We start from the raw sequence: 3,666 nt of genomic DNA, 5'->3' as shown, positions 1-3,666 counted from the left end.
TTTTTGAAAAGATATTTTTTTAAATGGTTTCTTATTAGCGAAGTTTGTTACAATGGAAGCAATGACAAGGAATCAATTAAGATAGATGTCTAAAGATAAACTAGTTAAGGAGGAAACAAGAATGATTAAAGCCGTTATTTTTGATATGGATGGTGTAATTGTTGACACAGAACCAATCTACTATGAAAGATTGCATGAATTCTTAAAGTTCAATAATATTCATCCTGAGCTTGAAGATTTAGATAAAATTGCAGGAGCTAGTGCAAGAGACGCTTGGGAAACCATTCAACGTATTTGGGGTAAACCATTAAATAAGGATAAGTACGAACAAGCTTACGAGGATTACTTTAAAAATCGGCCTGTTGACAATAGAGAGATCGTCAATCCGGATTTGACTACATTATTAGATTGGTTAAAGAAAGAAAATTACCAGATTGCATTAGCTTCATCTTCATCAATAGAAGAAATTCAAAAAGTACTAGAAGAGTGTGATTTGAAACATTATTTTGAATCTGTTTTAAGTGGGGACATGTTTAAAAAATCAAAACCCAATCCTGAAATTTATTTCAAATCCGCTGAACAATTAAACGTAAAACCAGAGGAATGTCTCGTTCTTGAAGATTCTACTTATGGGATTACAGCTGCAAAAGATGCAGGTATGTATGTTTTAGCTAAAAGAGATGACCGATTTAATTTTAAACAAGAACTCGCTCATAAAATCATAGATCGATTGACGGATGCTATACCCGAGTTACAAAAATTAAATAGTTGATTTTATAAAAGCTTCCAACAAAAACTGGCTATAGAGCATTTTTTGTTGGAAGCTTTTGTGTATTTAAAAGAATACTGCATTAAAAGTTATCGTCTAATAATCGGCATTCTCCATCTATCTGCTGGATTCTTGTGATATCTTGAGTAACTTCTAAACAACCAAGGTAATCTTGAGTTTCGGTATCACGGATAGCAAAGTAACGAATATAAATCATACGCTCTTTCATGTTAATCCAAAACTCCGCTTCTTCTTTTTCGCCAGCTCTAAACCCATCAAGAATTTTTTGAACCATGTGCATGCTTTTTGGTGGGTGACAATTGATGACTTCACGACCGATGACGGAATTTGTACGTGGAAAAGCACGATTTTTGCCTTCTGAATAGAAACGCACACGGTCATCTTTATCAACAAATGTTAAGTCTACGGGTAAGATACCAAAAATAGCCGTCAATTCCTTTAATCGAAGCACACCTGTTGGCAAGACAATCTCTCCTTCACTCAAAGCGCCATCTTGCCAATCGTAGTGTTCAGTTTCATTAATAGGAGGATTTTCTGCGATAGCATTCGTCATTGAAGTTGCTTTTTTAGCGGCTTCTTTTTTTTCTTCCTCTTGTTCACTTTCTATAGACAATGCTTGGATACTTGGTTTCCAAGGCAGTGGATTAGCAATATAAGAAAAACCAATATCAAAGCTATCTTCAGCTATTTTTTGCCAATCGTTTAAACGAAAAACATCAAGGACCATTGGAATCATAATTTCTTCTTCTTTAAAAATCATTTCTTCAACTTCATTAATAACATGTTCGATTTTATCTCTTAAGGGATTAATAGCTGCTTTTTCATCATTTATGTAGATAGTGACATCTTTGATGGCGGCACGAATATCGTCATCAACACCCCACATAACTTTAGGAGGTGCACTAATCCCATAACGTTCCATGTATGAGAAAATAAGGGTTTCTTTTCGAGTATAATGTTTATCAATTTGAGATAAATCGTTTAAGGCATTTTTTAACCGCTCTTTTTGAGAGTCATTTCCTTTGGCAACTTGTTCAAATGTCCAGCGAATTTCGTCTTCAAGTAAAGACTGGATGATTTTGTTTTCTAATTTTAATGTATGAACAGGATGTCCAGGCTGTTCGTGTTCGTAATTGGATTGATGAATATCTCTAATAGATCCTTTAAAAACTGCAGCGTGAACAGTACAAAGATGCTGTATCTCAGACGGATCTAGACCGCTAGCAATTAATTCTCTTTCAGCAGAAGTGATTTCACTAACGTCTACCCCATCAAAGGATTCATCAAACAGTCTTTTTGCTTCTTCAAATTCTCCGCCTTCATGTAGCAACGTTAAAATATCAACAATTTTTTTCTGACGATAAGCCGTTGTATTCTCCATAAACTCACTCCTTAATAATAAATCCCAATTTATTTAATTGTATGACAATCGTTTGTAATTCTATTTTTTTCATTTTTGCTCCTTTAGGGATGGTCATGTATTTCCCCATCGTATTTAATACGGCTGGGTTTTTAATATCCTTTAAACCTAAATCATATAAAACTTGACCTATTTCAGGATGAGCAGTGACTAGGTCATAAACCGTTTCATTCAAATCAATTTCTTTCATCAAAATCCCTCATTTTTAGATTAATTTACTTTTTGTTCATTATATCACAAAAGACAAATCTTTTTAAAGGTCTAGTTTTAAGATATTCTATAGAGAAGATAAAAGTGGATTTGATAGATATAGAGGTAAAAAAACCATAAACTCGGTTTAAGGAGTTTATGGTTTTAGTCATCTTATAAGCTGCCTTTTGCTGGAACAGCTGATGTAACATTAGGATCTTTTTCTTCAAGATAAACCCTATTTCGAACTTTCATTTTACCTGCATACCAGATAAATAGAATTAGGTATGCTGAAAGTGCGCCTACAGCATAAACGATTGATTTTGCATTTGGATTGCTAACAGCTTTACCAATGAGGATAGCAACAATTCCTTCAACAGGACCTTCTTTAGTTGAGTGAGAAATCATTTGAGTAGACTCTAAGCTTGCTGGGAAAGCTCCAACATTTTGTGCTGTATCTGTAACTAAAGGAGCAATCATTGTACCTGACCATAAGAATAAAGGAAGCATGAATACACCAATGATAATCATTCGTAACATTTTACCACGACAGACAACTAACAAAGCAGGTGTCAATCCAATAGCGATGATTCCTGCAAGTGGCAGAATAGCATTTCCTGGTAAGAATAGAGACATAATCAAAAGGATAGGAGCTAAGATGTTTGCCGTAGCCCACATTTCAGCACGAGCACCTAAGAAAGGCCAGTCAATACCGATAAATAATTTACGTCCAGGGAAACGTTTTGCCATGAAGTTTGTAATTCCTTGTGAAAGAGGCTCAACAGCTGAGATAAACCAAGAACCAACGATTGAGAATAATTCAAGAGAAACAGCACCTGTAAATGCTAAAGTAAAGATTTCAGTAACAGATTGTTGACCTAGTAAACCAACGAAAACACCTAGGTAAGAACCAATTGCGAATTTTGAACCCCAAAAGCCGATTTTTTTATTTAATTCAGCAGCATTGAAGTCATACTTATCAAGTTTGTAAAAGAACTTATCAAAAATAGTATCAAACAACATAATAATAGGGTTTAACATAAAATTTAAATGTGTAGTAGTAGTAGGGTTTTGCTCTGGCATATTCAGTAAATCATTAAAAGTAGGTTTCATTAAGTCAGAGTTGATGAATTTCAATACACCAATAAAGACTACGAATAGTGTTGCGATGAACAAGTTTTTAGAGAAGTATAAAATAATAATACCAAGTAATGCTGGGTGCCAGAAGTTAAAAATGTCGACATCCAATGTATTTGTTTTGTTCAAA

The 3,666-nt window shown here is 34.2% G+C and carries 4 protein-coding genes; 1 reads left to right on the top strand and 3 read right to left on the bottom strand.

The window, feature by feature from the left end:
• Positions 1 to 121: 121 nt before the first annotated feature.
• Positions 122 to 772, top strand: coding sequence for an HAD family hydrolase (locus tag WBF61_RS09970; protein WP_424256147.1), 651 nt, complete (start codon positions 122 to 124; stop codon positions 770 to 772).
• A 79-nt stretch (positions 773 to 851) separates the two neighbouring features.
• Here WBF61_RS09970 and WBF61_RS09965 read toward each other — a convergent pair whose 3' ends face one another.
• The 3 genes from WBF61_RS09965 to WBF61_RS09955 all read right to left on the bottom strand — a co-directional run.
• Positions 852 to 2,171 carry a DUF438 domain-containing protein gene (locus WBF61_RS09965; protein WP_424256146.1) on the bottom strand — a complete coding sequence of 440 codons (1,320 nt, stop codon included), beginning with the start codon at positions 2,169 to 2,171 and terminating at the stop codon, positions 852 to 854.
• A gap of 4 nt (positions 2,172 to 2,175) precedes the next feature.
• Positions 2,176 to 2,400: a DUF1858 domain-containing protein gene (locus WBF61_RS09960; protein WP_424256144.1), complete on the bottom strand. Its 225-nt coding sequence runs from the start codon at positions 2,398 to 2,400 to the stop codon at positions 2,176 to 2,178.
• Between the two features lie 173 nt (positions 2,401 to 2,573).
• A partial coding sequence (locus WBF61_RS09955; RefSeq protein ID WP_424256143.1) for a PTS transporter subunit IIC occupies positions 2,574 to 3,666 on the bottom strand: 1,093 nt, incomplete at its 5' end.

Source organism: Carnobacterium sp., assembly GCF_049673005.1.
Taxonomy (GTDB): domain Bacteria; phylum Bacillota; class Bacilli; order Lactobacillales; family Carnobacteriaceae; genus Carnobacterium_A.
This window is presented reverse-complemented; position numbering and strand designations above follow the sequence as displayed.

Excerpts from the sequence above, each read along its gene's own strand:
- WBF61_RS09965 (WP_424256146.1), bottom strand. The coding sequence starts at position 2,171 with ATGGAGAATACAACGGCTTATCGTCAGAAAAAAATTGTTGATATTTTA.
- WBF61_RS09960 (WP_424256144.1), bottom strand. The coding sequence starts at position 2,400 with ATGAAAGAAATTGATTTGAATGAAACGGTTTATGACCTAGTCACTGCT.
- WBF61_RS09970 (WP_424256147.1), top strand. The coding sequence starts at position 122 with ATGATTAAAGCCGTTATTTTTGATATGGATGGTGTAATTGTTGACACA.